The organism is Amycolatopsis lurida, from assembly GCF_900105055.1.
Classification (GTDB): domain Bacteria; phylum Actinomycetota; class Actinomycetes; order Mycobacteriales; family Pseudonocardiaceae; genus Amycolatopsis; species Amycolatopsis lurida.
The window spans coordinates 1,642,389-1,668,824 of the sequence record NZ_FNTA01000004.1; the positions used below are offsets into that span (position 1 = coordinate 1,642,389).

Sequence of the window (26,436 nt, forward strand, 5' to 3'; positions counted from 1 at the left end):
GCCCACGAGCCCCAGGCCGAGTTCCACCCCGCCCCAAATACCGGGAGCCGCTCCGAAAACCCGCTACGACACCGCCGACGGGCCCCAGGCGAGTACGTCAGATCAGACCGGCGCCCCTGGTCATTCCCTTCCCGCCGTTGCTCCTCCGCCGTCACGGCCAGACCGATCTCCACGAGCAACTCGCGGCGGCACCCTCCCGCCCAAATCTCATCGCACTGGTGCGGCCGATCTCCCGGCCCGGCACAACCGGCGCCAAGATCACCCGACCGCTCAGTTCACGCAGCCCGCCATCGCGGGCGGCGTGGAAGCCGAAGGCGGCGCGGCGACCGAAGACGTGGCCGCGACCGGTTTGATCCCGACCCCGCCGGTCGGTTCCCCCACCGCGGCGACGCTCGTCGAGTTCAGCGCGGCCTTCACGAACGCCTGCACCTCGGCCGGATCCACCTTCACCGCGTCGCCGTCCGACGGCGTCGGCAGGGAGAGACTCTGGACCGGGATCGTCTGGAACTTCAGCGCCCCGGAACTCATCCCCCGCAGCTGCTGCGCGAAGCTGAGCACGTCCCAGCCGCGGTCGAGCACGACCGAACCCTGGATCGCGCCGATCAGCGCGCTCAGCCTGGTGGGATCGGTGAACGTCCCGGCGTCCAGGACAGTCTTGGCCATGCTCGAAAGGAACGCCTGCTGCCGTGCGATGCGGTCGAGGTCGCTGGGCAGCCCGTGCCGCTGCCGCACGAAGGCGAGCGCCTGCGGCCCGGAGAGCAGCTGTTTGCCCGCCGGGAACGACGCCCCGGAGAACTTGTCCTGCACCGCTTCGTTGAGGCAGACCTCGACCCCGCCGACGGCTTCGCTCAGCGCGGAGAACCCGGCGAGGTTGACCGCCGCGTAGTGGTTGATCGACAGCCCGGTGAACCGCTCGATCGTCTGGATCGTGAGTTTGGCGCCCGCCTCGTTGGCCTTGACCTCGAGCTCCGGACCGGAGAGGCCCTGCGCGCGCAGCGAGTTCAGCGCGGCGTTCTTGCCGCGGCTGTACGCCGAATTGATCTTGTGCTTGCCGAGCCCGCCCGCGATGTCCACATAGGAATCACGCGGGATCGAAATGGCCGTCGCGGCCGCTCCGCCCGCCGGGATGTGGACGATGATCATCGTGTCGGTGGTGTCACCGCCGTCGTCGCTGTCCCCGGCGTGCAACGCGTCGAGGACGTTCTGCGGCAACGGGTTCCCGTTCGTGTCGGTGCGGGAGTCGATGCCGACGAGCAGGATGTTCTGCGCCACCTTCAGCGGCTCCCCCGCCGGGCCCACGGGCACCTGGGCGGAGGGCGCGATGACGTCGGCCGTGACGATCGCTTGGTCCAACCGGCTCAACTGGGTCCATGCGAAACCCGTGACACCCAGTACGGCCGTCGACACCAGGCCCAGTGCGACGCGGCCGCCGATCCGCCGTCCTCGCGACGTGAGCAGCACGACTTCTCCCCGCTTCCGTGAATGATCCCCCGCAATCGAGGATCACCGCGTTAGCTGGGAATTACCTGAGAAACGTGTCATAACCGGGTCTTAAAGCCCGTTCGGACGAGCCAGAGTGATCAAGCGGACAGCCGGCCGCGACTCCGCGTACCGGACCGACCGCGTAGCGCTCCCCTACCGGGGCATGCGGCGCCAGATCGCGCGTGGCACCAAGCGCATCACTGAGAACACCAGCCTCAGAAGTCCCGGCACCCACACGGTTCCCCGGCGCTTCCGGAGCGCGGCGACCGTCGCGTCGGCGACCTGATCCGGAGTGCTGGAGAACGGTGCGGGCGACATTCCCTCGGTCATCCGCCCGATCACGAACCCGGGCCGGACGAGCAGGAGGTGCACGCCGCTGCCGTGCAGGGCGTCGGCAAGGCCGCTCGCGAAACCGTCGAGGCCCGCTTTCGCCGATCCGTAGACGTAGTTCGCCCGCCGGACCCGCACCCCGGCGACCGACGAGAAGACCACGAGGCTTCCGTTTCCTTGCTCACGAAGCACATTGGCCACATGCGTCAGCACACTCACATGAGCCACATAGTCCGTGTGGACGATCGCGACGGCGTGGGCGGCGTCCGCTTCGGCGCGCGCCTGGTCGCCGAGGATGCCGAAAGCCGTGACGACCACGTCGAGCGGCCCGTGTTCCGAGACGACCTTCTCCATGAACGGTCCGTGCCCGTCGAGGTCGTCGGCGTCGAACTCGACGGCTTCGACGGTTTCCGCCCCCGCGGCCAGCAGCCGGCGGGACTCGGCGCCGAGGTCCGCGCTCCGTCGCGCGGCCAGCACGATCCGGCGCGCCCCGCCCTTGGCGAGCCGTTCCGCGACCGCGAGGCCGATCTCGCTGCGTCCGCCCAGTACCAGCACCGTTCCGCTCACCCGCCGCAGTCTGCCAGGCGCCCTGGCACCATCCGGCAGTGGCACGCTTCACAGACTGCAATTTTGCAGTATCTGCATCTTTGGGCGTATCGTGGTGCTCATGCCCGAACCCGTCAAAGGTCTCCGCGAGCGCAAACGGCTGGAAACCCACCGCGCGCTCGCGACCACCGCCGTCCGGCTCGTCGCCGAACGTGGTCTGGACCAGGTGACGGTCGAGGACATCAGCGCGGCGGCGGGGGTCTCACCGCGCACCTTCTTCAACTACTTCGCGTCCAAAGAGGACGCTGTCGTCATCGCACACGCCGACACCGCCGACCGGACTCAGCGCACCATCGACAAGTTCCTCGCCGCGCCGAAGGAAGTCAGCACTCCACGCGCTTTCGTCAACGCGTTGAAGGAAGACTTCGCCCAGGTCGACGAGAACCGCGAAGAGTGGCTCGGCCGCATGAAGGCCATTCAGGAGAACCCCACCCTGCATTCACGCGCGGTGACCATGAACCACGACGCCGTCGCGCCGCTGATCGAGGCGATCGCGCACCGTACCGGCGTGGATCCCCAGGCCGGGCTGTACCCGACGCTGCTGCTGTCCACGCTCGGCGGAGCGGTGAACGCCGTGCTCATGCTCTGGTACCGGCACGACGGCCGAGTGTCCGCGCTCGACCTGCTGGACGACGCCGTCGAAACACTTCTCGCCGGGTTCCCGGAGCCCGGCGGCCGCGCGCGCTGACGCGCCCGGCACCACAGAACACGAAGGGGGACGACCATGTCCGTATCCATGACCGAACCACGAGAACCGGAGGCCCCGGCGGGCTCGATGGACCGCAAACAGGTCTTCGAAGCGATGTCGGGGTTGATGATGGGCATGTTCGTCGCCATCCTCGCCTCCACGGTGGTCGCGAACGCGTTGCCACGCATCGTCTCCGAACTCGGTGGCTCGCAGGCCTCCTACACCTGGGTGGTCACCACCGAACTGCTCGCGATGACCGCGACCGTTCCGCTTTGGGGCAAACTTTCCGACCTGTACAACAAGAAACTACTGATCCAGCTCTCGCTCGGCCTGTTCGTGGTCGGTTCGCTGGTCGCCGGGTTCGCGGGCAACATCGAGCTCCTGATCGGCAGCCGGGTCGCGCAGGGCATCGGCGCGGGCGGGCTCACCGCGCTCGCGCAGGTGATCATGGCCGCCATCGTGTCCCCGAGGGAGCTCGGGAAGTACTCAGGCATCTTCGGTGCCGTGTTCGCCGTCGGGACCATCGCGGGCCCGCTGATCGGTGGCGTCATGGTGGACACGTCGTGGCTGGGCTGGCGCTGGTGCTTCTTCCTCGGCGTCCCGTTCGCGGTCGCGGCGATCCTGCTGCTGCAGCGCACCCTGAACCTGCCGACGATCAAACGTGACGTGAAGGTCGACTACCTCGGCGCGTTCCTGATCATGGCCGGTGTCTCGACGCTGCTGGTCTGGTCGTCGCTGGCCGGGCACCAGTTCGCGTGGGGCTCCTGGTGGACGGTCGGACTGGTGACCGCCGGCGTGGTCATCCTCGCCCTCGCCGTCTACGTCGAATCGAAGGTGGCCGAGCCGATCCTGCCGCTGGGCCTGTTCCGCAACCACACGGTCGCCCTGACCACCCTGGCGAGCTTCCTCGTCGGTGTCGCGATGTTCGGCGGAACGGTGTTCCTGTCGCAGTACTTCCAGCTCTCGCTCGGCAAGTCGCCGACGGTGGCCGGGCTGCTGAGCCTGCCGATGATCTTCGGCATCCTCGTGTCCTCCACGGTCTCCGGCCAGCTGATCAGCCGGACCGGCAAGTGGAAGAGCCACCTGCTGCTCGGTGCGTCATTGATGACCGCGGGCCTGGGCTTGCTGGGCACCATCGACGCGAAGACGAACCTCGTCGTCCTCGGCGCGTACATGGTGCTGCTGGGCGTGGGCGTCGGCATGCTGATGCAGAACCTGGTCCTGGTCTCCCAGAACGACGTCGACGCGCACGACCTCGGCACGGCGACCTCCACGCTGTCGTTCTTCCGCAGCCTCGGCGGTTCCATCGGGGTGAGCGCGCTGGGCGCGGTGCTCGCGAACCGGGTCCTCGCGCTGATGAGCGAGAAGCTCGGGCCGCTGCCCGGCGGCGGCGAAGGCGGCGCGGTGCCGAACATCGCCACGCTGCCCGAACCGGTCGCGAACGTCGTCCGCGAGGCCTACGGGGAGGCGACCAGCGAGTTGTTCTTGATCAGCGCGCCGATCGCGCTGCTGGTCGTCGTCGCCGTCGCCTTCCTCAAGCACAAGCCGCTCAAGACCCAGTCGGGCAACGAGCGGCTCGCCGAGGAGACCGCCGCCGCCTGACCGTCATGACAGAGGGGCCCGGTTCACCGAACCGGGCCCCTCTTTTTTCGCGCGCACGAAGAACACGACGGAAATTCGGCAACACGGTCGAATGCTTTCAGGCGGCACTGCCGACGCGAATCACGTGGCGTCGCTCGCTACCGGTCAGCCCGCCGAAAACTCCATGGGCCAACCCGTTTTCCACGGCGTAGGCCAGGCAGGCCGAAGTGACCGGGCACCGCGCGCAGACGGCCTTCGCCCTGGCAGCCTGCCGGGCGCCGGGACCGGTTTCGGTGACCGGGAAGAACAGTTCGGGATCCTCACCGCGGCAAGCGGCGTCACTCAGGTCACTCGCCATCCTCATTTCCATTTTCCTATCACCTCCTTTTCCCGATTTTCCCTTCCTCGTCAAATGACTTCTCCCTCGGCGACGGGTATCCGGCCGGGCCCACCACGCAAACATCACCTTGACCGAATCGTTACACTCAGCGGCCCGCTCACTGCACCTGTCCTGTGAGGGCATGCGCGTCAGGCGGCTGAGAGCGGTGAGTGCGGGTGATGGGCCACGACGGGTTCGATGAGTTCTTCCACGCCGAATTTGCGCTGCTCACCGGCTTCCTGTGCAAGGTGGGCTTCGCGTTGGATCCGGCACGGGACGCCGCCGCGGAGGCGATGCTGAACGCCTACGAGGGCTGGCCGGGCATCGTTCAGCCGAAGGCCTGGGTCCGCCGGGTCGGGCATCGGCGGGCGAAGGAACGGACAGCGGTCCGAGCCGACTGGGCCTTCGACGACGCCGGCCGGGAGGACAAACTCACCATCCTCGCCGACGAGGCGTCGTCCGTCCTGACGATGCTGGGGAAGCTGCCGAAACGTCAGCAACTCGGCATGGCGTGGGCACTGGACGGCTACTCGTCGCGGGAGATCGCCGGCGTACTCGGCATCTCGGAGGAGGCGGTCAGCGCGACCCTTCGCCACGCGCGTGACCGTCTGGCGGAGCACGACCCCGGCTTCGTCGACCGTCTGGACAGCGCAAACAGCGCCTTCATCGACGCGCTGAGGGTGGGCCTCGACGTCGACGACACCCTGTCCCGGATCAAGAACCGCGCGATGATCAGGGAACTCGCGCTGGTGGCGCCGGGCGCCCCCGCGGAGTCGGAACCCGAACAGGTGACGCCGTCACGCTGGTACACCCTCGACGAACCCGTCGCGGCCGCCGGACGAGGTGACCGGCGGGCCCTGAACCAGCTGCTGACCACCATCCGCCCGCTGGTGATCCGGTACTGCCGGTCGCGGATCGGCAGACAGGAACGGACTTACGCCTCGGCCGACGACGTCGCGCAGGAGGTCTGCGTGGCGATCCTCCGCGCGCTCCCGACCTACCGCGAACGAGGGCGGCCGTTCCTCGCGTTCGTCTACGGCATCGCCCACCACAAGGTCGCCGACGCCCGCCGCGCCGCCGCCCGCAACCGCACCGAACCCGTCGCCGAAGTCCCCGACAGGATCTCGGACTCCGCAGGCCCGGAACAACACGCAGTGCACAACGAATTGAGCGACCGGATGGGCGAACTGCTGCGGATCCTGCCGGACAAACAGCGGGAGATCGTCGTGTTGCGCATCGTCGTCGGCCTGTCCGCGGAGGAGACCGCCGATGTGGTCGGCTCGACGGCGGGCGCCGTGCGAGTGGCGCAACACCGGGCTTTGACGCGATTGCGGAAAATCCTCACGGATGCTTGATCGTTACCCGTTTTCCGTAACATTCGGCCGTTGCGATTCGCGCAAAAATCGCGAACGCCGGGCCGTAACACGGGAATACGTCACGCCGATTTCCACGCGAAGACTGCGAAAGGATCATCGTGACCACTCCCTCGCCGTACCCCTATCAGGCGCCTCCCGTCGCCACGCCGCCACGTAACGGATTGGGCACCGCGGGGTTCGTTCTCGGCCTCGTCGGCCTGTTGTTCTCCCCGATCCCATTCGTCGGCGTCATCGCCTGGCCGCTCGTCATCGTCGGACTCATCCTCGCCGGAATCGGTTTTTCCCGCGCGAAAAGCGGCGTCGCGACCAACAAGGGCCTCGCTCTCACCGGCATCATTCTGTCCGCGGTGGGCTTGGTCATCTGCATTCTCTGGACGGTCGTGTTCAGCAAGGCCGTCGTCGACGCGGCGAATTCGCTGCCGACGGCGCCGATTTCCGCACCCGGTGTCCCGCCGGGCAACGAAGCGGGAACGTCCGCGCCGGAACAGCCCGCCAAACAACAGGCCACCGAGCGCACGGTGGTCTATCGGGTGACCGGGACCGGCGGAGCCAAGGCGGGCAACATCACCTACACGACCGACGGAATGACCACCAGCAACCAGGAAGCCAACGTCAAGCTCCCGTGGGAGAAGACGATCAAACTGCCTGCCGGTGAGGCTCTGCAGATGGTCAGCATCCTGGCGCAGGGCAGCGGCAAAGGCTCGATCAAGGTCACCATCGAGGTCGACGGCAAGGTCATCAAGGAAGCCAGCGCCGAGGAGTACGGCATCGCGCACGCGAACGAGAACATCGGCTCGCTCGGCAACTGAGCGGATCAGGCATCCGGTCGCCTGCCGGCGGGTACGGCCAGTCCGCACAACACCGCCACCCCGATCGCCGCGACCACGGCGAGCCCGTGGTGAAACCGTGCCCGCGCTGGACGAAGGTGCCGATGCTACCGAGTACCGCCACCCCGAACTCCACGCTGGTCTCCGACAACGCCGACGCCGCACCGGCCCGGTCCGGTGGTGCCGCGCTGATCACCGGTGACCAGGGGCGCGATCCCCTCTTCGGCCGGGGTCCAGGCCAGCACGCCGAAGTCGAGCGCCGACACCCCCAACGACGACGCGTACAGGCGGTGGACCGGGATCCGGCGGGCCAGCGCCGGAGCCGCGATCACCGAACTGACCACCGCCCGCAGCACCCTCGACCAGGTGATCGCCACCGCGCCGCCGTCCGTCGAGCACGAGGCCGCCCGGTTACGCGGCCTCGGCTGGACGTCGCTCACGGGCGGCAGCGTTCCGCGGTCGCCGCGGCCGTCTTCAGTTCGGGAGCCCCCAGGACGGCCGCGACCGGGTCGAGCGCTCCATGCGTGTCCTTCTGGGCGGCGATAAGCCCGTCGACCGCACGGCCTTGCGCGGCGGTGTCGTTCTTCCCCGCCGCGTCCAGGTCCGCCTTCGCTTTCACGGTCTTGTCGCGCGCCGAGGTGTACTTCGCGAGGAACTCCTGCTTCGCCGCGTCTCCCGCGGGAACCGGCGCGGCGGGCAGCGCGCCGAGACCGTCGGCCGTCTTGGCCAGAATCGCCGCGTAATGCCCGAGCTGGTCGCTCGTACTCTTCTTGATGGCCTCCACGGTCTCACCACTCGCCGACGGCATCTTGTTGTTGCCGTCGATGAAATCCTTGACCGCGCCGCAGAACCCGTTCATCCAGGCCACCGCCGCGGCCGAATCCGCCGCGGACGGCGAAGGCGCCGCCTGCTGGGCCGCCGGCGCCGGGTCCGGCGCACAGCCGGCCAATACCGTCGCGGCCAGGACGATTCCCACCGCGGCCGATCGCTTGTAGGCAGCGCACATGTCCGTTTCCCCTCTCCGCCGGCCGGTGATCCCGTCGGCGCGAGGACTTTGACATGGCGGAACGCGCGCCGTCTGCGTCATCTGACGCAGAACGACGCCCGCGCTCGAACTCGTAACGTTCGGAGCACGGCGTAACAAGGTGCCGACGGGGGACGAGTACCGCATTACCCCTGTTCGCCTAGGGGGCACCCAGCCGAAGAGGTAGCACCATGGCCATCAAGATCATCGCAGCGCGGCTCGAAGGTGGGAAGTTCCACGAGAACATCACGAAACTGCGGTGGATCAACCCCGGCAGCGGAGAGACCGGTGAAAGCTTCGTTTCGGCGATCGTGGCCTGGATCGAAGACGACGACGGGAAAGCCTATGTGGACGAGGGAATCCACCGGGTGGCCGTGGAGATCATCAAGCCGACCTTCGGCCCGGAGTTCCTCCGCACTCGCGCGGACGGGATCTGGAAGAACAACCTGCTGGAGCTTCCCCGCTTCTGAGACGGGAGATCCACAATGGACCGGAGGGTCCGGGCGCGACCGGCACCCATCCGTGTGCTTCGCTGGAAAGTGCCCGCACTGGCACGTGGCCACATTTCAGGCTTTGGCATACGACGCATGCACCATACAATCACCCCATGACAGGTGTCGGGGGCGGCGTCGCAGCAGCATTCGGCTTTCGATATCAGTACCTGGTCACCGTCGAGTTGCTGCTGGACCTGTACGAATCGTTCTCGCGACCGGACTGGCGCGTTGACGTTGACCGCGTCGATCAGGATTCGGCGGACATCCTCGTCAGCACACGCTCGGATCAGGGCCCGGTTCGCGCCCTGCAGGTCAAGGCTTCGATGCCCGCATCGTCGACCACCATGAACTTGCGCATGGCCGTCACCTGCCTCGACGCGATGGAAGCCGAGCATCCTGAGGCTCGCGAACTGACGCTGGTGACAAACCGGACGCTCACTTCGGATGCGGCCGAGTACGCCACCCGGCTGAACGCACGCAGCACGACCACAGCGAATGAGCGGCGTCGGATCATCGACACACGCACGGAAACACTGCTCGCGCTGACCTCCAAGCTCGTCGAGCGCGTAGCCCGAATAAGAGTGCGCGGCAGGGGCGGGATTGGTCAGCGGCTGCACCACATCCTTGTCGCGCAACTGGTCGACCTCGTCCACGATCGCGGCTCGCAGACCTCGTGCCAAGGCATCGATCGCGACCAGATCGCCGGCATTCTGGACGAGTCCGCCGCCGTGCTCGCGGATGCCTGTGGCGGGCGCACGTGGGGGCGGACGTTCGGTGTGCCCGACGACAGGTACCTCCCGCGACAGGAGATAGCGGCTTTCCTCTCCTTCCGGCTGCCCGACGACGACCTGCTGTCCGGAACACCGTCGGTCGCCGTGCTCTCCGGCATGTCCGGATCGGGAAAGTCCGCAGCGGCTGCGGCATGGGCTGCCTCACGTCGAGAGCACTATGCCTTCACTCTGTGGATGGACGCATCGTCCGACGAAGTGCTGATGGAACAACAACCAGCGATCCTGAGCCGGTTGGTCGGTGAAGGTTACATAGGGGACGCGCCGGCACAGACCTTCTGCGATCTTCTTTCGGATGTGCCCGTCCCCTGGTTGCTGGTACTCGACGGGGCCGCAGACTGGGCGACGACACACAACTGGGTTCCGTCCTCTGGGTACGGCCATGTGATCGTAACGACGAACCGGGGCGATTGGCCGTTTGACCCCGCGCCACTGCTGCGGGTCGAGGCGATGACTCCTGCGGAAGCGACCGGTCTGATCCGACACCGGCTATCGACACCCGGCCAGGCTGGTCCGGCCGACGCAGTCGATCCGGTCGCGGTCGAGTTCGCCGCTCAACTGGGCTCATGGCCGCTGGCGATCGACCTGGCCTGTACTTGGGTCCGCTCACTCGGCGGCAACTTCTCGCGTCTCCGAGAATTTCTGGAACGACTGAGCCGCTTCGACCCGATGGAACAGGGCACGCCGCTGGGAAGCTACCCGAAAGGCGTCGGGGGTATTGTCCGCGAGCTCCTGAACGGCCTTTCCGAGCAGGGGCTTGTCGTGCTCGGCGTCGTCGCCATGAGCGGAGGATCTCACGTTCCAGCCGCGCTGATCGAGGAGTGGGCATCAACATTGCCGGATAACGGCCCGAGGTCGATCAACACCCGAGCGGCTATCGACGAACTGGTCAAGGTATCCCTGATCAAAAAACAGCTTCGCTATGATGTCAAAAGCATCCGAGGTCTTGATGAAGCGATTTATGTCCACGAGGGCATTCTGGTCATCTTCCACAGATTGGCAATCGGGATCGAATACGCTTATGTGCATAATTGGGTACGCACCTGCACCGAAGTTCTGACCAGAATGTTCAATCAGGCACTTTTCTCCGACGCCACAGCTTTGATGCCCGCCGCCGACGCCACGTTGACCTCACTACTGTCCGCGGAGCCCAGCGACGACGATTTGAATCGGCAAGCCGTAGAATCGATTCAGCTCTCGGCGACGTTCCTGATGCACAATCTCGGCACGCTGGCGACTCTGACCGGCCTGTTCGATCTGGCGTCGAAGTGGCTGACCGCGGCATTCGATCTCCGCGAACACCTTGGCAGTGATGCCGATCGCCACGAGCCAGCGTTGGCGGCCACGCAGATCCAGACGCTCGCCGCACTCGCACAGGCAGTCGCCCGCCAGAAACGCCCCGATAAAATCCGGCCTATCCTCGCCGCTGCCGCGCACTACGGGCAAGCTCACCCCTTCACCGACCTCGACACGCCCAGCACACCGATTTCAGCTGCACTCCACACTCTTCGAGACGCAGCGAAGTACGCGCAAGAAGACAACTCGGGCCTTGACGACTGGATCGTCAAGGCACTGGAGCAGAGCGATGGCGTCGTGCCAGAGAGCTTTCCCGCCCAGCTTCGAGTCCAAAGTTTCGCCGGTGCCGTCGAACGTGCTCGGCGGTATGCGGAGACCGAGCAGTGGTCCAAAGCGACGGACACAGTGCTCGTTGTCGCCAACGAGGCGGTAGCCGCCGAAGTGCTCGTCCACGACGGAATCGAAGCAGTACTCGACATCGGGCTCTCTCTGATCGGTTCGTTGCTGTCGCGTCCTCATCGCCAGGCTCCCGCACCGTTGACGAACGCCATGTGGCGGATCGTTCAATGGTGTCGCGAATTCTCTGATTTACTGAACGACGATCAGCGAGCCCGGTTCTCCATCCTCGCACCGATCGCCGACCTTGACGTTCCCGGGCTGTGCCTCGCTCTCGAAAAAGTCGAAGCAGCAGTGGAGAATTCGAACCAACTGCGGGGCTGGGCAAAGCTCGGCGATATCGCCAAGAAGACCATCGAGGCATCGAACCGCGTGCACCAACTTTGGGGCGAGGGAAGCCTTCCCGGCGGCTTCACTGTCATGCGATCCATCGACGGTGGGACCAACGCACTCTGGTGGTCGGTGAAAGCCGGTGGCAATCCCGTGCTCGTCTTCGTGACCGCGAGTGCGACGATGTACGTCGGCGATGTCGTTATGGACCCATTACTGGAGACGATAATACGCGCGGGATTCCCAGATCGGCTTGACGCCGACGGACAGCCACGTGCCGTCCCCGGCTGGACGGTACGAGTCGACGGGCTGAATCTGGTGCTGCGCGACGGCAGCGGCCAAGCGTGGCTTGAACTGGACGTGGACCCGGACGAGCAAATGCAGGTCGCCTGGATCGACGCCATACAACACGCGGACCGAATCCGCGTGATCTACGCCGACCTGGCGGACCTGCCTCTCGACGAGTTGTTCGCTGTCCCGAATCAAGGACTCGTGAACGTCACCGGAAGACCCCGCAGCAGGTTCGCGAACCCGTTGCGAAGGTTCATGTCCCGAAGCAGAAATCGTTGAAGCGGCTTACTACCGCTGCCGAACGAGTAGCTGGCGACAGCCATGGCACACAACGTCGGACGAACAACCCCTTGCCGTCCGAAACGCCGCTCGGAGGCTCGTCGCCAGCCACAGCGTGGTTGGCCGGGTCGGGCTCGAACCGACGGCCAAGGGATTATGAGTCCCCTCCGCCACCGTGTCAGCGAGTGTCGCATGGTACCGATTTTGACCGTTCGCGCAGGTCAACGTGGGCCTCCTGTTCATCCGAGTGTCAGGCCATGTCGGGTCGTATTAGGCTCTACTTCGGCAACGGAGCCCCATCGGAGACGGCGTTGTCCCGCTCAGTGGTGACTCTCTATGTCCGAACCTGGCCGGTGGGCGTGACCGGCAGTGACAGAAAGCGACGACGATTGCTGGGAAACCAGATGTCACTCAGGATCCTCGAACCGAGACCCGGCACAGGCGTTCCCCAACTGAGTCGGAAGCACGCGGTCCTTCCACAGCGGTTGCGCGGCGTCAGCATGCACGTCGGCGACGCCGCGATACTTGAGTTCGGTGAGTAGCCAGTACTTGGCGCCCTCGCCTCCGTCGCCAGTCCACAACCCGAGGATGTCGCGGAGGCCCCTTGCACGTGACCATCAGCGCAACATAGATCGACCGGTTGGCGAGCTGCCCATCGCGACCGTTGACGGTGTTACTGCGTATTCGGCGAAGCAACGATGAGGCGGCGCAAGGTGTGTGCAGCGATCTGCAGGCCCTGCAGGGTCTTGTCGAGAGTCCCTCCCCATACGGGGTCTTCGTGTTCGATGGCGACATCGCCGCTATATCCGGCTGAATAGAGGATATCGATGATCCGGTTCCAGTCGAGCTGTCCGCGGCCGGGGATGCGGTAGCGCCACCATCCGACGTCGGTCGTCGACGCTCGTCCGACCGTCTTGCCGAAGACCCCGTAGCGGCTGCGGGCTCGCTCGTCGATCTGGATGTCTTTGGCTTGGACGTGGCCGACGATGCCGGCGTGCAGGGCGTGTTCGAGTGCCTCGATCGGATCGATGCCGAGCCAGGGCAGATGGGAGGGGTCGTAGGCGAGGCCGAAGCCAAGGTCGGCCATCCAGTCCCATAGCTCGGGCGAGTAGGCGAGGTTGGCTGGGTATCCGTCGGGGTGCCAGCCTTCCATCGGGCAGTTCTCAGCGAGCAGCTTCACGCCGCGGTCGGCCGCGTACCGGACCAGTGGCGGTAGGTGTTCCTCAGCCAGCTTGAAATTGTCGGCGACCGGCAGGCCGATGTCTCTGCCGATGAAGGTGGTGACGTGCCGAACGCCCAAGGCCGACGCCGCGTCGATGCAGGCTCGCAGGTGTCGATGGATGCGATCACGTTCGGCGGGATCGCCGTGCAGGTTATTGCCACAGTAGGTGACTGCGGAGATGGCCAGGCCGTGACTCCCCATCAACTCCCTGACTCGATCGGCATCGTCGGCGGTGAATCCGGCTACATCCAAATGGGCGGCCTGATGGATGTGGTCGCTGCCGACCGGCCAGGCTGCCACCTCCAGTGCCTGATACCCCGCCTGAGGCGCCCAGGCTGCGATCTGTTCCAGGTTCATCTGGCCAAGAGCGGCCGTCAGGAGTCCAAGCTTCATTTCCTTACCTCGCTGTCTGTTCAAGAGTCGAAGAGGTGTCCCGGGACAGGCCACTGGAGCCGGGCCGCAGGACCATCTGGCCGTGTTCTTCGTTCGAGATCGAGACCGGGAGCAGGCTGGAGAACGGTTCACCGCGCAGGAGCTTGCGGAGCGAGGCGGCTGTGTCTTGCCGCAAGGGGTGGCTCCGACCGTGCCGCTCCCGCTGGATGCGGTCGATCTCGACCAGTTCGCGGATCGCGTGCTTGACGACGCGGTCGTCACCTGGCTCCGCCTGTACGCGGGCTAGATGGAGGTGCTTCAGCGTCTCCAGCGTGTCGGGGTGACGGTCTCCCTGGACACGTGCTCGATCGTTGCTCAATGTCTCCAGGAAGAGGAGTGCCTGTACCCCTTGTCCGGCAACGACTTGGATCTTCTGCTGAGAGTGGCGCGCGTCAAGTGTGTCGGCATGGTCTTCGCCTAGCTCGGCGGTCCGGCCCACGATGACGCGGGTGTAGTCGCTTACCGATTCATCCACCAGTCCCAGCCGCCCCCGCAGCCAGCTGTGCCTGCATTGCGCGTGTTTCAGCAGCAGGGTGTTGGCGCCTGATGCCTGGCTTAAGTGGTCCTCTAACGAGCGGAACCCGTTGTCGGCCTCCCGTAACCGGTCTTGGCCGACCAGCGCCCAGAGCAGCAGCATCGTCGTTCGCGGATCAGCAGAGCCGAACACGCGCTGCTCATCCGCGCTCAGCCGACGCAGCGCCGCCTCGGCCTGCCTGTAGTGGCCGAGTTCGGACAGGGCTTCAGCCCTGGCACGGCGTATATCGAAGCCGACTGGGTGAGAGCGGCCCAATAACGCCAGATGCGGGTAAGCGGTACGGATCAGGTTCAAGGCGGTGTGCTCGTCCCGATTCGCGATAAGGGTCTCCGCCAGTGCGGCAGCCGTCGTCAGGACCCTGGCCGACTCGTCCATACCGAACGCCCTGGCCGGGCAAGCGCTCAACAGCTCTCGCCACTGCGCGACCAGGACCTGGGATTCCTCCCGGTCACCATCGCTCATCATCCGCAGGTCGCGGCCGGGAACCAGCAGTGATTCCGAGTCCGCCACAATACTGTCCGCAGCACGGTTGATTTCCCGGCTTTGCGCAAGGAAAAGGCCGGCGCGACGTGCGGCCAGCACGGTGTCGGACTGCACGCCGACGCGAGGCGGCAGAGGTCGATGGATTTGTGTCTCACCGAGTACATGGCGAGACAACGTCTGTCGATCCTGACCATAGATGGGATGCCCAGCCCGATAGCTTTCAATGTCGACCACAGCGCTGATTCGCTCGATGATGTCGGCCACCAGCTGCGGCGGCGGTTGGATATACGCCTCTTGCGCCTCCGGGGATCCGAAAGAGGATTCCTCGAAGAGGCGCCGCAAATCTGAAGAAGCACCTGCGGCATCCTCGTCTGCGCGCTCCTCGCGCGGTTGATCTCCCACGGCCGTGCCTCCCCTTTTCACTCATTCTCGTGTTCAGAGTTCTGTCCTCGGCTCCGGTACAGTCGACCCTCGACTGCCCGGTCGCTTATACCCAGCATCTGGCCGATCTCTTTGTGGGAGAGGCCAATACCGTGTGCGAGCTGTTCCAGGCTGAGTTCGGCGACCGCACACCTGGCCAAAGCCTCACGTTCGGCGGACAGACCAATCCGGTTCAAATCTTGTCGGTCCTCTAAAATCTCCCAGGGGAGCGGTCTTCGTTGCCAGGCCCGGTAATGCTCAGCGAATCGGCCGAGGCAGTAGCGGACGAACAGCGTGTGGAGCGATGCCCTGGACGGATCCCATCTGTCCTCGATGACGACTTTCTGGAGGAAGTCGAGAACATAAGCATCAGAGACGCTGTCGCGGATCAGCTGCTCCTTGTCGTGCTCGCTCAAGTTCGCGGAGCGGGTGCGTGCCCGCCTGACTTTCACCAGCTCGACCCAGATCTGCTCATTGCGCACCATTTTCCACAACACGCCTGTGCCGTAGTTGAAGAAGAGGGCGCCGGCCTCTTCGTAGGCCGGTCCGCGAAGGCCGGTGGCTCGCAGGCTGGCAAGGAACTCTTCGTCCTCATGGCGACGATCAGGGGGCGAGCCGGCATCGTCGCCTTCGTCAGGGCCAGACATCAGCCGCCTCTCCTTCGGTTGCCGGGGACCCGGGAAATGTGCCGCTACATCTACTCATAGGCCGGGCACGACACGCTCCCCACGACACAGCCCAAATGGATTGCATCCGCAAATCCCGACAAGTATCAACTTAGTTACCGCGTGGGCATACGAAGGCTCGCCGCCTAGAAGTAGCAACGGCACTACCGAGGAGAAGCTATGGCGAAGAACGTTCCTGACTCGACTCACACCGCTGAACAAGCCGCTGGTCCGCCCACGACCATCGGCCTCATCTTCCGAGACCTCGACCGGCCGGGCCGGACGCTGTACCTTCTCGCCATCCTGGGACTGACGCCAGCCGGGATCGGACGACTCGGACACACATCCCAGATCGTCGATTTCCTGGTCAGCATGTGGGGGGCAGCGGTCAGCAGAAGCAACATTTCCGCGCTCGGGTGCAGCAAGGTGCCGCGCTGGCGATGTGGAGCGGGCGATCTTATGTCTCCCCGCCCGCTGGTCGGCGGTGCTAAGAAGCGGCTTCTCAGTCGGGTAAGCGGCAGCCTGGCACAACGCCAGCGGCAAGAAGCCCAGATCCTCGATAGGGGCACCCTGCTCTGCGGTACCGATGGTTGCGCGAACGGGAAGCTGCTCCACGATCCCGTCCATCCGCCCCGGCTCGCAGCGACCTCGTCGTTGCTTCTCCCGCGTTCTTTCGCCTCCCAGTCCAGGAACCATAGTCAGTGCTGGAGCACCAGGTCAGGGATTCCCATGTTCGCCCGGAGTGAGCCACCCGATCGGCTGAACAGCGCACCGTGGTCACTGGCAGGCCTGCTCGCTTGATCATCTGGGATATCGGAACGAGTGATCCGGCGTGGTGGACCCGCCTCGACGATCTCCCGGGAGGTGACGTGATCGAGTTCGTGGAGATCGAGCAGGAGCCGACGTTCAGCGACGTCGACGACAACAACTGATCGGCAAGGAGGATAAGTGCCATGTGGCGTCCGAGAATCAAATTCGCCCACCGGCCGGTGCGGTATGACAATGGGCAGGTTCGTATCGGCGGCAATACGCCCGGAATCACGCGGGGTCTGCGTGATCCGGACGGGTTGGTATGGGCGTTGTTGGCGCTGCTTGATGGGTCGAGGACGGTGGGCCAGATCGCCGATGAGCTGATCCGCCGTTTCCCGGCATGCACGTCCGGCGACGTGCGCCAGGCACTCGACAACCTGAACACCGCCGGCTACCTGGAGGATGCCTCCGAAATAGAACTGAGCGAGTCCGAACGCGAACGCTACAGCCGCAGCTGTGCGTTCTGGCGAGCGGTGGATCGCACCCCTGGCCGCCGTAGCTGGGATGCGCAGTTGCGGCTGCGGCAGGCTCGGGTCGTGATCGTCGGTGTGGGAGGCGCAGGGGGTACGGCGGCGCGGTTGCTGGTGATGTCGGGGGTGGGGCAGTTGCATTGCGTTGACGCGGACATGGTGGAGCTCTCCAACCTCAACCGACAAGGGCTGTTCACCGAGCAGGATCTCGGCCGGCCGAAGGTGGAGGTCGCGTTGACGCAGCTGCGGAAGCACAACTCCCACGTGGACGTGACCGGATCCAGAGAGCACATCAAGGGCCCGGACCAGCTGCGTGCTTTGGCGGTGGCCTGCGACGTGTTGTTGATGGCCGCGGATCAGCCCTCGACGGGCGAGATCCGCTCGTGGACGAACCAGGCCTGCCATTCCACTCGAACGGCGTGGGTGCACAGCGGGTATGACGGGCCGCGGGTGAGTGTCGGGGTGTTCCGTCCGGGCTCGGGCCCGTGTTACGACTGTGCGCGTGCCGCCGAGCAGCACCGGCGCAGCGTGGTGTCCCCGCGCACCGCGTGGGCTCCGGGGAAGTCGATGACGCGCGAGCACGCGGCTATCGCAGCATCGGCCGCGTTAGCCGGAGATCTCGCCGCGTATGCGATAGAGCGCCTGATCACAGAGGCGCCAGACCTGCCAGTTAACCAGGAGTACGGCTTGAACCTGGCAACGTTGCGCGACTACGGCACGCTGCGGCTGGAACGGCCGTGGCCGGATTGTCCGACCTGTGCGCACGACAACCATGGTTAAGCGTCCGGCGGAGCGGTGGCGCGGGCGGTGACGTCCCGCCACCGCTCGCGCGCGGCTTCCGCCGAGAGCTCGAGATCGGTGTAGAGGGTGGCAGCGCGCTGCAGGTAGTCCGCAGCCAGGGTGAGGTCTCCAGCGTGCTCGAGGCACGTCGCGGCCAGCTCCAGCGCCCGCGCCACCAGCTTGTCGATGCCGGGCAGCTCCCGATAGCCGGCCAGTGCCTGCTCGGCCAATTCCAGTGCGCGGGTGTGGTGGCCTTGAGCCAGCTGTGCGGTCGACGCGCGATAGAAGCTGTGGACATGACCCACCTGGTCCCCAGCCTGGTGCCGCAAATCGCGTTCACGATCGATGTGAACCAGCGCCCGCTCGTACTCCCCCAGCCTGATGGCAATGGTGGCCAGGTTGCCCTCGACAACCGCCAGGGTGCGCGCCAGGCCGTGAGAGCGCACCAGCGGAAGAGCCTGCTGATAGCAGTCGCGGGCTCGCTGCAATCGTCCCTGCTTGAGATGAACCCCACCCAGGCCGATGAACGCGGTGTAACGCTGGGAATTGCGTGGCGTGTCGAGACTGGCGAAACCGGCCTCTGCCTCCTCCCATCGCCCCAGCACGCTCAGCGTTTCGCTGTGCGATTCGCGGAGGAAGAACTCGGCGGCAGTATCACCCAGGGCACGGGCCGCGGTGATGCCGAGCGTTTCGATGTCCAGCCGCACTGTCCACAACGGGCGGGGCTGATACGTGAGGAAGCGTGACGTGGCCGCCAAAGCCACCACTGGGACGAACATCTCCCACTCGAGGGCGGTCCGCGCCGCGGCGTACAGCGTGGGTTGTTCGGCGGTGAGCCAGGCCAGCGCATGGTCTCGGTTCTCCAAGGTCGGTACAGGTCCAACCCGGTCGATCTGGACATCCAAGGACGGGAATCCCGGGTAGAGCAGCTGGTCGGCGAGCTGCGCGACATAGGTGTACCAGGTCAGGACCCGCCCGCGCGCGGCGTCCTGCTCGTCCGGGGTATCGAGACGAGCCCGGGTACGGGCGTAGGCATGTAGCAGATCGTGTATCCGGTACCGGTGCCGGGCGACGGGTTCGATCAGGTGCAGCTCGGTCAGCGCCTCCAGGTACCGGCTGGTTTCGCGATGCTTCAACCCGCACAGGGCGGCAGCCGCGGGCACGGAGAACTCCGTGCCCGGATGCCACCCGAGAAACCGGAAAATCTGGGCCTGCTCGGCGGTGAGACGAGTGTAAGACCAGTCGAACACCGCCTGTACCGCTTCGCCCACCATCCCGCTGGTGCCGTCATCAGCGAGCTGGTCCTCCTTGATCTCGTCGACGACATCGGCGATCTGCCACTGCGGGCGCGACGCGACCCGGGTGGCCGCAAGCCGAACGGCCAGTGGCAGCCCGGCGCACAACCGGACCAGCTCACTCGCGGCGTCCGGCTCTTGTTCGACACGGCCTGGACCGAGCACCGCCAGCAGCAACGTATGTGACTCGACAGGGCCGAACAGGTCAAGGCTGATCCGGTGGGCGGTTGTGGAGACAACAGGTCGGTGAGGCTGTCGCGGCTCGTCACCACCGCCATACAGCCAGCTGTCGTGGGTAACAGCGGCCGCACCTGCTCAGCCGTAGCAGCGTTGTCCAGTACCACCAAAACCCGGCGACCTGCCAGCAAAGATCGGAACAACCCACCCGCCGCGTCGAGCCCGGCTGGGATCTCGCCCCGGACAACACCGAGCGCGGTCAGAAATCCACAAAGTACGACTACGGAATCCAATGGCGCGCTCGGGCCGTATCCCCGCAGGTTCACGAACAGCGCGCCATCAGGAAACTGATCTTGGACCCGATGTGCCCAATAGGTGGCCAGGGTGGTCTTGCCCACTCCGCCGGTGCCATCGAGAACCGCGACCGTGCTATGGCCGGTGGCGCCATTCGGCAGCACACTGTCCAGTGCGGCAATCTGGTGCTCGCGGCCAGTGAAGTCCCGCACTGGTGCAGGCAACTGCCGCGGCACCGGATCGATCCCCCGTCCAAGGGCAGAAGCGGCGGCCTGCCCGACACTGCCTGCTTGCACCACCGGCCCGGTCACCGACCCACTGTCACTGACGCCGCGCTGATCGCCCACACAGCCAGTCTGATCTGATCCCGCTCACGACGTGACGCGCAAATCCAGCACCACCCTGATGGAGTATGAGCCGCATACAGCTGTTGGGCAGCACGAATGTCGCCCCACGAACGTCACGTCATCGCGCTGAACGCGCCCCTGACGGAGCATGCCGGCATGCCGACGAGTCGCGCCTGGTCTGTCAAACGAACGGTTCACGTCCATATCGGCGAACGCTGCCGCAAGAATTTTATGTAAACCGTGGTGCACCGCGGTTTGATGCGCGCAATACGAGCAGGATCGGTGTAGTCGGCAATGGCAACAACGACAATCGTAGACGCGGCCGGAGGTGTCGTGGCGGAGCTGGACGATGGCAATCACGTGTAGCACCCGGTTGATCCTGCGGTTTCCCGCCCGTGACCACCGGTGCCGACGATCACCGGACGATGCTTCCAACGGCGCTGTGCCGTTCCAGGACGCGAGGGGCACGCCATGAGTGAGCCACACCCGACAGCGTGGGCAGCCGATGAGAGAGCCACCCGTCGAACCACCATTCAACAAGTAGCCGATAAGCGGGCCGGTCGCGGAGCCAGTTTTCGGAGGTGATGGAAGCACGTCGGCCGGCTGGTCACGAGCATCTCGGTCAATGCTCTGACGGTCAGGCCGCGGGGTGAGGTCGCGACCACGTGCAGCGGCTTCACCCGCATTGGTTCAGCCAGGCAGGCGAACCACCCGGCGTACGTCGTGGCCTCGTCGCCGTCGTGGCACCGGACGGCCGTCGCACGCTCGCGCGGGTTCGTGGACGGACCGTGGTCCGGCTCCGCGACGGTGTGGCAGCGTCGGGGAGCCGGACCGTTGTGGTTGGAGGTCGTCAGCAGGCCAGGGTGACGATGGAGACCGTGCCGGAGCCGGAGTTGGTGACCAGGATGTAGCGGTGGCCGGGTCCGGGCGCGGACCAGTGCGCGTCCAAGCCCACCGCGACCTCGCCGAGCACCCGGTTGGTGCGGGTGTCGAAGGTGACGACGGTGCCCGTGCCCGCGGTGCCGGGGCCGGCGTTGACCACGTACGCGATCCGCCCGCCCGCGGCCAGGGTGATGCCGCGCGGTTTCACGCCGACGGCGATGGTGGCGGTGACCTCGCGGGTACGGACGTCGACCACGGACACGGTGCCGGCGATGGTATTGCTGATGTAGGCGGTGCGGTTGTCGGGAGTGATGAGCACGCCACGCGGTTCGTCGCCGACCGGGATGGTGGCGACGGCGGCGTAGGTGGCGGTGTCCACAACGGAGACGGTGTCGGCGTCGGAGTTGGCCACCCAGGCATGGCGGCCTCCGGTGGTGAACTGCACGCCGCGCGGCGCGTCACCCACCGGGATGGTGCGGGTGACGGCTTGGGTGCGGGTGTCGATGACGTACACCGCGTCGGAGCCGGTGCTGCTGACCCAGACCTCGCGCCCGTCGGGCCGCAGCGCGGCCAGGCGGGGCGCGTCACCGACCGGGATGGTCTTCACCACCGTCCGGCGGGCGGTGTCGATCACCGACACGTCGTCGGAGTCGCGGTTGGAGACGTAGACGTACCGGCCGGAACGGTCGAAGACGACGCCGTAGGGGAAGGTGCCGACCGGGATGGTGGCGACCTGGATCCGGCGGACCGGGTCGATGACCGAGACGGTGCCGGAGCCGCCGTTGGCAACATAGGCCAGTCGCTGGTCGGGCGTGAACGCGACCATCCGGGCGTTGGCGCCGATCGGGATGGTGCCGAGTTCGACCGGGCGCCCGCTCGCCGCGCTCGCGGGTACCGGCGCCGCGACCAGCAGTGACATGGTGGTGACAAGAAGAATCAATCGACGCAACGGATTGCCTTTCAGGAGTCTGATCGGGCGGCGGCGGAACCGCGCAGGCGGTCACGGGACAGCGCGTAGACACCCGCGCCGACGATGAGCACGAGCGGCAACACGTAGTCGCCGTCGCGCTCGACGAATTGGAACCATTCCTGCCCGACCAGCGGCCGGAGCAGTTCGGTGGCCAGTTTCCAGCCGAGCACGAACCACAGCAACGGTTTCGCCGGGCGGATCAGCACGGCCAGCCCGAGCAGGATTTCGAACGCGCCGAATACGACCAATAGATTCGCCGATTCGACGGTCATGCGCCCGATGCCGAAGAATTCGAAGAACTTGTACAGGTACGGCTTGTCCTCGAACGCACCGAATCCGCCGTGGCCGATCAGCAGTAGCGCGAGACCGCCGCGCGCGGCCCAATGCACGCCGATGTGCGCGCGATCGGAGACCGCGATCGGCGGGTCACCGCGAGTGAACCAGCGGCGCAGCGACCACCCACCGCCGCCCACCAGGATCAACAGGGCCAGCGGCATGCCGTAGTTGCCGCCGCGCTCCAGGAACTCCCACCAGCCCTCGCCGACGGCCGGCCGCAGCAGGGCGGTGAACACGCCCCACACCGTGGCGTGCAGCAACACGATCCGCAGCGGGAAGAACAACACCACCAGCCCGACAGTGATGTCCACCGCACCGGTGACATACATCAGGTAGTCGACCGCGGTGTCGGCGGAAATGCCGAACAGGTCGTAATAGGGCAGCCACGCCCGCGACCGGCTCAGCCCCGCCCACCCGTGGCCGAGATACTCCACGGCAACGCCCAATCGCAGCAGCCAGTACATTTTGGTTATAACCGGGGCTTGGGCCCACCGCTGCCAGAGTGTGCCGCCTCCGCCTATGCTCACTTCTCTCGTGGTCACGGTTCCCTCTATTTCCGAGAGGTGGTCAAGTACGATCATCATGAACGTACGGGCTCGGTGACTTTTCCACATCGGCGAAACGCACTAATTGCCGTTGCTACCCCGCGATTATTCGAAATTGAGCTAAATCAAAAATGGGCGCGAAATATCATCGCCGCCATCACGGAAAACCGACCGCCGCCGTGAGGCCGCACTCGTTCGCGCCACCACGCTGTCGTGGCGTCGAGTGCGGAGTCGGTCGGTGATCGTCTCTGGCCTTGTCCGCCTCCCGGGGCTCAAGGTGTAGACGTACGTTGACCCAACTAAGCACCTCAGCAAGGATTGAGTCAATGGAGATTGACATAACACTTCGCAGGCGGGCGGCGGTGCACCACGCCCTCTCCGACCCTGTGCGCCTCGGCATCGTCGACCTGCTCGCCGTGGGCGACCGCTCACCCGGCGAGCTGGGCCGCAGGTTCGACCTCACCTCAAACCTGCTCGCCCACCATCTCAAGGTGTTGAGGGAGGCTGGCCTGGTCGAGCGCACCAGGTCGCACGCCGACGGCCGGCGGGCGTACGTGCGATTGACGCCCGAACCGTTGACCGGCCTGCACATCACGCCGGCGGTCACCGCGCCGCGCGTGGTGTTCGTCTGCACCCGCAACGGCGCCCGCTCACCGCTGGCCGCCGCCGTGTGGAGCGAACGCAGCCCAATCCCGGTGACCTCGGCGGGCACGCACCCGGGCAACCGCCTCAACCCCCGCGCGGTCAGCACGGCCCGTCGTCACGGCCTGCGCCTGGAGCGCGACGGCACCGCTCACGTGCGAGACGTGGTCGAGCCGTCGGATCTCGTCGTCGCGGTGTGCGACAACGCCTTCGAGGAACTCGGACCGGCCGACCGGCGCGTGCACTGGTCGGTCCCCGATCCCGGTCCGGTCGACACCGATGAGGCCTTCGAGAGCGTCTTGGCCCAGCTCACCCGACGCATCGACCAGCTGGTCACCATCACTTCCGCGGCGTGACAACCATCCACAATGGAGGAACATCCCGTGTCGGACTGCCCGTACTGCGACCCGCCCGCCCCCGAGTTCGGCGGTTGGGTCCACGAGGACGAGAACTGGCTCGTCGCCCACGGTCCCGCCGCGACCACCATGGCGGGCGCCCTGCGGGTGACCTCCCGCCGCCACTTCACCGACTTCGCGGAGATGACCACCGCGGAGTCCGAGAGTTTCGGCCGACTGCTGACCCGGCTGGACGCCCCGCACACCACCCACTGCGCGGCACCGCCTTCCTCAACGCACCCCAGCGGAGTTCCCCCGCCGATACGGAGAAGACCGTCCACGTCATCCGCCACCACCTCGCCGAAGGCCCGTACGGCGGCACGGTGACGATGCCCAGCGGGACCGGAGGGCGGGTGATCGGAACGGCGCCATCCGTGGCCGGGGTTATGGCCTTTGCCGCTGGGGATGTCAGGTCGTGCCGGATGTCTTCGACGGACCCACCGCTCTGCGGCTGACCATTCAGCTGTCGCACATTCCGGGTCGCGAACCGATTTATCTTTCAGAATCCCGAGCGTGCCATCTGGACCATCCCCTTGGCGGCGGTCCCCTCTCGACAGCTCACACACCGGACGTGCGCTCCTGCCGGGGCTCCGCCGCGACGTGGGCATGTTCGCGCCGTCGATGCTTCCGGGCAGTGAGCCGCCGATCCAGCAACGCGGTGGCGACCGCCGTCAGCGTGATCGCGGCCGTGCAGATGAGAAGTGTGCGGCCTCCGAGTTCAGCCGCGGCGCCGGCCAGGGCTGCGCCCAGAGCGGCCATCGCGACCTTCAAGCCGGCGCTGGTGACGAATACTTGTGCCCGGGCGCCTGGCGGCGCGTAGCGGGTGCGAGCGGTGAGGGTGGCGGTGAACGATGTCGCGTTCACCAGTCCAAGCACGGCGAAGCCGGTAATCGCCGCCGGATAGCTCGTGGTGAGGGCACACAACACGGTGACCACGGCCAGTGAGGCGAACAGCCGCACCGCCAGGATCTCTGGTTCACCCCGCAGCGGCCACGCGGTCACCAATGCCGAGCCCGCAAGACCGCCCGCACCGTAGGCGACGACCAGCGCCGCGCCCGCGGTGGTGTCGTACAGTTCATGCCCCAGTGCCACGGCGACGACCGGTAAAGCCCCCAACTGGACCGCGGACAGCAGCGTCAGCACCGTCACCCGCCGCAGCGGCGGCACAGCCACCAAACTCTTTAGTCCCGCCCTCAGCCCCACCGCTTCCCGATGCGCTGGTGTGTCACCGAGAGGCAACGTCAAGATCAGCGCGGCCGCGACGAGAGTCGCCGCGGCCAGGCCCAGAACGGCGGGGAGCGGGCCGGTCAGGCCGGCGAGCCCCGCGACCGCGGCGGGGCCCGCAGTTCCGCCGATTCCGTAGGAGAGCGCATCCCAGCCTTGGTTGCGTCTACTCGCGCCAAGATCGTCCAACACGCTACTCAACCCGCCGGTCAGCAACGGTCCGCAGCATCCCGCCACCCCGACCGCGAGAAGCGCCACGATCGCGGGCAACCGGGTGATCGCCAGCGCGCCACCCGACAAGGCGGTTCCGTAGAGCAGATAGGCCGCCGCGAGCAGGCGGGGCCGCTGAATCGCCTTGTCCAACCGCGCCGCCAGCCATGGACCCAGCAGGTGTGGCGCGTTGAGCGCGGCGATGAGCAGTCCGCCCATGACCGGAGGCAGACGCTGGTGCGCGGCGAGCAGAACGAGGCCGACCGTGGCGCCGCTGTCGGCACCGCGAACCAGCACCGCAGCCGTCAGATATCTGGCCAAACCGGGCATTCCGCCTCCGTCACCCCATTAACAGGTGACGGCAACACTGGCATAGGGCCGAGTCACCGGTCAATATGGTGACGTGTTCACCTTTCTCAGCGGCAGCCCGTGCCTGGATCTGACGACAACCCTGCAGGTCCGACACCAGACCAGCCCGCGAGAGCTGCTGGCCGCTCCCGGCGACGTCACCCGCTGGTTGGAGCAGGCCGGTCTCGGCGCCGGGATCTCCGTCGACTCAGAAGGGCTCCGTCGAACCATCGCCCTGCGCGAAGTCGTCAACCGTCTTTGCCGAGGGACCGGCCTGGCCGAGGACCGCGCCGCTCTCAACGCCGCGGCGGCGCATCCCCCGCTGATACCCCGGTGGACGGGTGACACCGTCGAATTCCGAGGCGATCTTCAGCAGGCCCTTTCCACTCTCGCCCGCGACGCCATCACCTTGTTGGCAGACAGGAAAACGGGCCGGATCCGAGAGTGCGACCACCCCGACTGCAGCCGGCTCTTCCTGGACTCCTCCCGCTCCGGCCGCCGCCGCTGGTGCGGGATGAGCAGCTGCGGAACCAAGGCGAAATCAGCTGACTATCGGCGCCGGAACAGCGACCGGGCCCGTCGAACCGCTACGTGATCGTGCTGTGCTGGGCCGCTTGGAAACCGAACCCGAAACCTACGGATCAAAAGCTTGCTGCCTTTTGGGGCCGCGACCGGCAGTCGCCATTTCACCGCCAAGATCTTCTGCGGAAGATCGCTGTGCCCCACGATCGCGTCGAACACGCACTCCAGTGAGGCACACGTGCGACCCGGAAGACCGGCAGAAATC

At 66.2% G+C, this 26,436-nt stretch carries 24 protein-coding genes and 1 pseudogene; 11 read left to right on the forward strand and 14 right to left on the reverse strand.

The window, feature by feature from the left end:
- Positions 1 to 270: 270 nt before the first annotated feature.
- Both BLW75_RS12870 and dprE2 read right to left on the reverse strand, forming a co-directional pair.
- Entirely contained in the window at positions 271 to 1,461 is a 1,191-nt protein-coding gene (locus tag BLW75_RS12870; RefSeq protein ID WP_034324328.1) for an LCP family protein, read from the reverse strand.
- Positions 1,462 to 1,635: 174 nt separating this feature from the next.
- On the reverse strand, positions 1,636 to 2,379 hold the full coding sequence (gene dprE2, locus BLW75_RS12875; RefSeq protein WP_034324326.1) for a decaprenylphospho-beta-D-erythro-pentofuranosid-2-ulose 2-reductase: 744 nt from the start codon (positions 2,377 to 2,379) through the stop codon (positions 1,636 to 1,638).
- Between the two features lie 100 nt (positions 2,380 to 2,479).
- On the opposite strand from dprE2, the gene BLW75_RS12880 reads away from it, so the two are divergent.
- Together BLW75_RS12880 and BLW75_RS12885 are read left to right on the forward strand one after the other, a co-directional pair.
- Complete coding sequence (locus BLW75_RS12880) at positions 2,480 to 3,106, forward strand: TetR/AcrR family transcriptional regulator (RefSeq protein ID WP_034324323.1); 627 nt, start codon at positions 2,480 to 2,482, stop codon at positions 3,104 to 3,106.
- An 87-nt stretch (positions 3,107 to 3,193) separates the two neighbouring features.
- Positions 3,194 to 4,708, forward strand: a complete 1,515-nt coding sequence (locus BLW75_RS12885) for an MDR family MFS transporter (protein WP_091599730.1) — start codon at positions 3,194 to 3,196, stop codon at positions 4,706 to 4,708.
- Positions 4,709 to 4,805: 97 nt separating this feature from the next.
- Here BLW75_RS12885 and BLW75_RS12890 read toward each other — a convergent pair whose 3' ends face one another.
- Positions 4,806 to 5,057, reverse strand: a complete 252-nt coding sequence (locus tag BLW75_RS12890) for a WhiB family transcriptional regulator (RefSeq protein ID WP_034324319.1) — start codon at positions 5,055 to 5,057, stop codon at positions 4,806 to 4,808.
- Between the two features lie 188 nt (positions 5,058 to 5,245).
- Here BLW75_RS12890 and shbA point away from each other — a divergent pair, with 188 nt between their 5' ends.
- Positions 5,246 to 6,421, forward strand: a complete 1,176-nt coding sequence (shbA, locus tag BLW75_RS43920; RefSeq protein ID WP_091597434.1) for an RNA polymerase sigma factor ShbA — start codon at positions 5,246 to 5,248, stop codon at positions 6,419 to 6,421.
- Positions 6,422 to 6,540: 119 nt separating this feature from the next.
- Positions 6,541 to 7,251 carry a DUF4190 domain-containing protein gene (locus BLW75_RS12900; RefSeq protein ID WP_091597437.1) on the forward strand — a complete coding sequence of 237 codons (711 nt, stop codon included), beginning with the start codon at positions 6,541 to 6,543 and terminating at the stop codon, positions 7,249 to 7,251.
- Between the two features lie 125 nt (positions 7,252 to 7,376).
- On the opposite strand, the gene BLW75_RS42230 is transcribed toward BLW75_RS12900, so the two are convergent.
- Together BLW75_RS42230 and BLW75_RS12910 are read right to left on the reverse strand one after the other, a co-directional pair.
- Entirely contained in the window at positions 7,377 to 7,709 is a 333-nt protein-coding gene (locus tag BLW75_RS42230; RefSeq protein ID WP_034324318.1) for a hypothetical protein, read from the reverse strand.
- Positions 7,706 to 8,275 carry a hypothetical protein gene (locus BLW75_RS12910; protein WP_034324316.1) on the reverse strand — a complete coding sequence of 190 codons (570 nt, stop codon included), beginning with the start codon at positions 8,273 to 8,275 and terminating at the stop codon, positions 7,706 to 7,708. Before BLW75_RS12910 ends, BLW75_RS42230 begins: the two co-directional genes overlap by 4 nt.
- A gap of 209 nt (positions 8,276 to 8,484) precedes the next feature.
- On the opposite strand from BLW75_RS12910, the gene BLW75_RS12915 reads away from it, so the two are divergent.
- Positions 8,485 to 8,763 carry a DUF3892 domain-containing protein gene (locus BLW75_RS12915; RefSeq protein WP_034324314.1) on the forward strand — a complete coding sequence of 93 codons (279 nt, stop codon included), beginning with the start codon at positions 8,485 to 8,487 and terminating at the stop codon, positions 8,761 to 8,763.
- Between the two features lie 137 nt (positions 8,764 to 8,900).
- The gene (locus tag BLW75_RS12920) at positions 8,901 to 12,167 is read left to right on the forward strand and encodes a hypothetical protein (protein WP_034324312.1); all 3,267 of its coding nucleotides are present in this window, start codon (positions 8,901 to 8,903) and stop codon (positions 12,165 to 12,167) included.
- Positions 12,168 to 12,673: 506 nt separating this feature from the next.
- Here the strand turns inward: BLW75_RS12920 and BLW75_RS43510 are convergent.
- The 4 genes and pseudogenes from BLW75_RS43510 to BLW75_RS12945 form a co-directional block, all read right to left on the reverse strand.
- Positions 12,674 to 12,836 (reverse strand): annotated as a pseudogene (locus tag BLW75_RS43510) (transposase); the annotation flags it as partial.
- A gap of 4 nt (positions 12,837 to 12,840) precedes the next feature.
- On the reverse strand, positions 12,841 to 13,782 hold the full coding sequence (locus BLW75_RS12930; protein ID WP_034324309.1) for a sugar phosphate isomerase/epimerase family protein: 942 nt from the start codon (positions 13,780 to 13,782) through the stop codon (positions 12,841 to 12,843).
- A gap of 4 nt (positions 13,783 to 13,786) precedes the next feature.
- Positions 13,787 to 15,241, reverse strand: coding sequence for a hypothetical protein (locus BLW75_RS12935; RefSeq protein WP_143055319.1), 1,455 nt, complete (start codon positions 15,239 to 15,241; stop codon positions 13,787 to 13,789).
- A gap of 17 nt (positions 15,242 to 15,258) precedes the next feature.
- The gene (locus BLW75_RS12945) at positions 15,259 to 15,906 is read right to left on the reverse strand and encodes an RNA polymerase sigma factor (RefSeq protein ID WP_034324304.1); all 648 of its coding nucleotides are present in this window, start codon (positions 15,904 to 15,906) and stop codon (positions 15,259 to 15,261) included.
- Between the two features lie 815 nt (positions 15,907 to 16,721).
- Here BLW75_RS12945 and BLW75_RS43925 point away from each other — a divergent pair.
- Positions 16,722 to 16,856, forward strand: a complete 135-nt coding sequence (locus BLW75_RS43925) for a hypothetical protein (protein ID WP_277815026.1) — start codon at positions 16,722 to 16,724, stop codon at positions 16,854 to 16,856.
- Positions 16,857 to 16,877: 21 nt separating this feature from the next.
- A complete protein-coding gene (locus BLW75_RS12950; RefSeq protein ID WP_034324302.1) occupies positions 16,878 to 17,984 on the forward strand; it encodes a ThiF family adenylyltransferase in 1,107 nt (368 codons plus the stop codon).
- On the opposite strand, the gene BLW75_RS12955 is transcribed toward BLW75_RS12950, so the two are convergent.
- From BLW75_RS12955 to BLW75_RS12975, 4 genes are all read right to left on the reverse strand, one after another.
- Positions 17,981 to 19,456 carry a tetratricopeptide repeat protein gene (locus BLW75_RS12955; RefSeq protein WP_091597448.1) on the reverse strand — a complete coding sequence of 492 codons (1,476 nt, stop codon included), beginning with the start codon at positions 19,454 to 19,456 and terminating at the stop codon, positions 17,981 to 17,983. The two genes, BLW75_RS12950 and BLW75_RS12955, sit on opposite strands and share 4 nt — an antisense overlap.
- A 665-nt stretch (positions 19,457 to 20,121) precedes the next feature.
- Positions 20,122 to 20,691 (reverse strand): transposase, encoded by a 570-nt coding sequence (locus BLW75_RS43515; protein ID WP_341865827.1) that lies wholly within the window; start codon positions 20,689 to 20,691, stop codon positions 20,122 to 20,124.
- A 256-nt stretch (positions 20,692 to 20,947) separates the two neighbouring features.
- Positions 20,948 to 21,898: a YVTN family beta-propeller repeat protein gene (locus BLW75_RS12970; protein ID WP_091597451.1), complete on the reverse strand. Its 951-nt coding sequence runs from the start codon at positions 21,896 to 21,898 to the stop codon at positions 20,948 to 20,950.
- Positions 21,899 to 21,939: 41 nt separating this feature from the next.
- Positions 21,940 to 22,719 carry a hypothetical protein gene (locus tag BLW75_RS12975; RefSeq protein WP_143055320.1) on the reverse strand — a complete coding sequence of 260 codons (780 nt, stop codon included), beginning with the start codon at positions 22,717 to 22,719 and terminating at the stop codon, positions 21,940 to 21,942.
- A 437-nt stretch (positions 22,720 to 23,156) separates the two neighbouring features.
- Here BLW75_RS12975 and BLW75_RS12980 point away from each other — a divergent pair, with 437 nt between their 5' ends.
- Both BLW75_RS12980 and BLW75_RS12985 read left to right on the forward strand, forming a co-directional pair.
- Positions 23,157 to 23,828, forward strand: a complete 672-nt coding sequence (locus tag BLW75_RS12980; RefSeq protein WP_034324298.1) for a metalloregulator ArsR/SmtB family transcription factor — start codon at positions 23,157 to 23,159, stop codon at positions 23,826 to 23,828.
- A 27-nt stretch (positions 23,829 to 23,855) separates the two neighbouring features.
- Positions 23,856 to 24,194, forward strand: coding sequence for an HIT family protein (locus BLW75_RS12985; protein ID WP_091597454.1), 339 nt, complete (start codon positions 23,856 to 23,858; stop codon positions 24,192 to 24,194).
- A 231-nt stretch (positions 24,195 to 24,425) separates the two neighbouring features.
- Here BLW75_RS12985 and BLW75_RS12990 read toward each other — a convergent pair whose 3' ends face one another.
- Positions 24,426 to 25,631 (reverse strand): MFS transporter, encoded by a 1,206-nt coding sequence (locus BLW75_RS12990; protein WP_241784044.1) that lies wholly within the window; start codon positions 25,629 to 25,631, stop codon positions 24,426 to 24,428.
- 73 nt (positions 25,632 to 25,704) lie between these two features.
- On the opposite strand from BLW75_RS12990, the gene BLW75_RS12995 reads away from it, so the two are divergent.
- Entirely contained in the window at positions 25,705 to 26,244 is a 540-nt protein-coding gene (locus BLW75_RS12995; protein WP_034321826.1) for a CGNR zinc finger domain-containing protein, read from the forward strand.
- Positions 26,245 to 26,436: the final 192 nt, after the last annotated feature.

Bases quoted from the DNA above. Each gene is read 5' to 3' on its own strand.
- BLW75_RS12930 (WP_034324309.1), bottom strand. From the start codon at position 13,782: ATGAAGCTTGGACTCCTGACGGCCGCTCTTGGCCAGATGAACCTGGAA.
- BLW75_RS12890 (WP_034324319.1), bottom strand. From the start codon at position 5,057: ATGGAAATGAGGATGGCGAGTGACCTGAGTGACGCCGCTTGCCGCGGT.
- BLW75_RS12980 (WP_034324298.1), top strand. From the start codon at position 23,157: ATGGAGATTGACATAACACTTCGCAGGCGGGCGGCGGTGCACCACGCC.
- BLW75_RS12880 (WP_034324323.1), top strand. From the start codon at position 2,480: ATGCCCGAACCCGTCAAAGGTCTCCGCGAGCGCAAACGGCTGGAAACC.
- BLW75_RS12970 (WP_091597451.1), bottom strand. From the start codon at position 21,898: ATGTCACTGCTGGTCGCGGCGCCGGTACCCGCGAGCGCGGCGAGCGGG.
- BLW75_RS12910 (WP_034324316.1), bottom strand. From the start codon at position 8,275: ATGTGCGCTGCCTACAAGCGATCGGCCGCGGTGGGAATCGTCCTGGCC.
- BLW75_RS12920 (WP_034324312.1), top strand. From the start codon at position 8,901: ATGACAGGTGTCGGGGGCGGCGTCGCAGCAGCATTCGGCTTTCGATAT.
- shbA (WP_091597434.1), top strand. From the start codon at position 5,246: ATGGGCCACGACGGGTTCGATGAGTTCTTCCACGCCGAATTTGCGCTG.
- BLW75_RS12915 (WP_034324314.1), top strand. From the start codon at position 8,485: ATGGCCATCAAGATCATCGCAGCGCGGCTCGAAGGTGGGAAGTTCCAC.
- BLW75_RS12945 (WP_034324304.1), bottom strand. From the start codon at position 15,906: ATGTCTGGCCCTGACGAAGGCGACGATGCCGGCTCGCCCCCTGATCGT.
- BLW75_RS12885 (WP_091599730.1), top strand. From the start codon at position 3,194: ATGGACCGCAAACAGGTCTTCGAAGCGATGTCGGGGTTGATGATGGGC.
- BLW75_RS12990 (WP_241784044.1), bottom strand. From the start codon at position 25,631: ATGCCCGGTTTGGCCAGATATCTGACGGCTGCGGTGCTGGTTCGCGGT.
- BLW75_RS12950 (WP_034324302.1), top strand. From the start codon at position 16,878: ATGTGGCGTCCGAGAATCAAATTCGCCCACCGGCCGGTGCGGTATGAC.